The 1,735-nt window shown below is 51.5% G+C and carries 1 protein-coding gene, 1 pseudogene and 1 CRISPR repeat array; of the genes and pseudogenes, one reads left to right on the forward strand and one right to left on the reverse strand.

What is annotated here, in order from left to right; translation table 11 throughout:
* Positions 1-27 precede the first annotated feature (27 nt).
* Positions 28-240: a CRISPR direct-repeat array (repeat unit 29 nt; unit sequence CGGTTTATCCCCGCTGGCGCGGGGAACAC).
* 77 nt (positions 241-317) lie between these two features.
* A complete protein-coding gene (locus AB0M56_RS50470; RefSeq protein ID WP_001300563.1) occupies positions 318-1,430 on the forward strand; it encodes an IS4-like element IS421 family transposase in 1,113 nt (370 codons plus the stop codon).
* Between the two features lie 170 nt (positions 1,431-1,600).
* On the opposite strand, the pseudogene yeaR reads toward AB0M56_RS50470, so the two are convergent.
* Positions 1,601-1,723 (reverse strand): annotated as a pseudogene (yeaR, locus tag AB0M56_RS50475) (DUF1971 domain-containing protein YeaR); the annotation flags it as partial.
* Positions 1,724-1,735 lie beyond the last annotated feature (12 nt).

Consider the following 1,735-nt stretch of genomic DNA (forward strand, 5'->3'; position numbering starts at 1 on the left):
CTGGACCATTTCAAATTCACAATAGATTCGGTTTATCCCCGCTGGTGCGGGGAACACGGAATGATATTTCAATAAATAATTATAACAATCGGTTTATCCCCGCTGGCGCGGGGAACACCCCTCACACCGATTCGCCAAACGGTGGAGAAGCGGTTTATCCCCGCTGGCGCGGGGAACACAGCTGGGCGAAATTTTGATTCATCGTGATGACCGGTTTATCCCCGCTGGCGCGGGGAACACCCTGAACGGTGGGGAAAAACCCCATAAGCGCTAACTTAAGGGTTGTGGTATTACGCCTGATATGATTTAACGTGCCGATGAATTACTCTCACGATAACTGGTCAGCAATTCTGGCCCATATTGGTAAGCCCGAAGAACTGGATACTTCGGCACGTAATGCCGGGGCTCTAACCCGCCGCCGCGAAATTCGTGATGCTGCAACTCTGCTACGTCTGGGGCTGGCTTACGGCCCCGGGGGGATGTCATTACGTGAAGTCACTGCATGGGCTCAGCTCCATGACGTTGCAACATTATCTGACGTGGCTCTCCTGAAGCGGCTGCGGAATGCCGCCGACTGGTTTGGCATACTTGCCGCACAAACACTTGCTGTACGCGCCGCAGTTACGGGTTGTACAAGCGGAAAGAGATTGCGTCTTGTCGATGGAACAGCAATCAGTGCGCCCGGGGGCGGCAGCGCTGAATGGCGACTACATATGGGATATGATCCTCATACCTGTCAGTTCACTGATTTTGAGCTAACCGACAGCAGAGACGCTGAACGGCTGGACCGATTTGCGCAAACGGCAGACGAGATACGCATTGCTGACCGGGGATTCGGTTCGCGTCCCGAATGTATCCGCTCACTTGCTTTTGGAGAAGCTGATTATATCGTCCGGGTTCACTGGCGAGGATTGCGCTGGTTAACTGCAGAAGGAATGCGCTTTGACATGATGGGTTTTCTGCGCGGGCTGGATTGCGGTAAGAACGGTGAAACCACTGTAATGATAGGCAATTCAGGTAATAAAAAAGCCGGAGCTCCCTTTCCGGCACGTCTCATTGCCGTATCACTTCCTCCCGAAAAAGCATTAATCAGTAAAACCCGACTGCTCAGCGAGAATCGTCGAAAAGGACGAGTAGTTCAGGCGGAAACGCTGGAAGCAGCGGGCCATGTGCTATTGCTAACATCATTACCGGAAGATGAATATTCAGCAGAGCAAGTGGCTGATTGTTACCGTCTGCGATGGCAAATTGAACTGGCTTTTAAGCGGCTCAAAAGTTTGCTGCACCTGGATGCTTTGCGTGCAAAGGAACCTGAACTCGCGAAAGCGTGGATATTTGCTAATCTACTCGCCGCATTTTTAATTGACGACATAATCCAGCCATCGCTGGATTTCCCCCCCAGAAGTGCCGGATCCGAAAAGAAGAACTAACTCGTTGTGGAGAATAACAAAAATGGTCATCTGGAGCTTACAGGTGGCCATTCGTGGGACAGTATCCCTGACAGCCTACAAAACGCAATTGAAGAACGCGAGGCATCGTCTTAACGAGGCACCGAGGCGTCGCATTCTTCAGATGGTTCAACCCTTAAGTTAGCGCTTATGGGGTAAACCCCCGGGCGCGTTCCTTTATCAAGATGACGTTCGAATATGCCGGCAGGCGCAGTTTGTTTATTCCAGACAGGCGTTGAGCGCGTATGAATATAATTCTGTGGGATTTGCAGCATCCTTTTCCCTCC

Origin of the sequence: Amycolatopsis sp. NPDC051372, assembly GCF_040682095.1 — a bacterium.
GTDB lineage: Bacteria > Actinomycetota > Actinomycetes > Mycobacteriales > Pseudonocardiaceae > Amycolatopsis.

Excerpts from the sequence above, each read along its gene's own strand:
- AB0M56_RS50470 (WP_001300563.1), top strand. The coding sequence starts at position 318 with ATGAATTACTCTCACGATAACTGGTCAGCAATTCTGGCCCATATTGGT.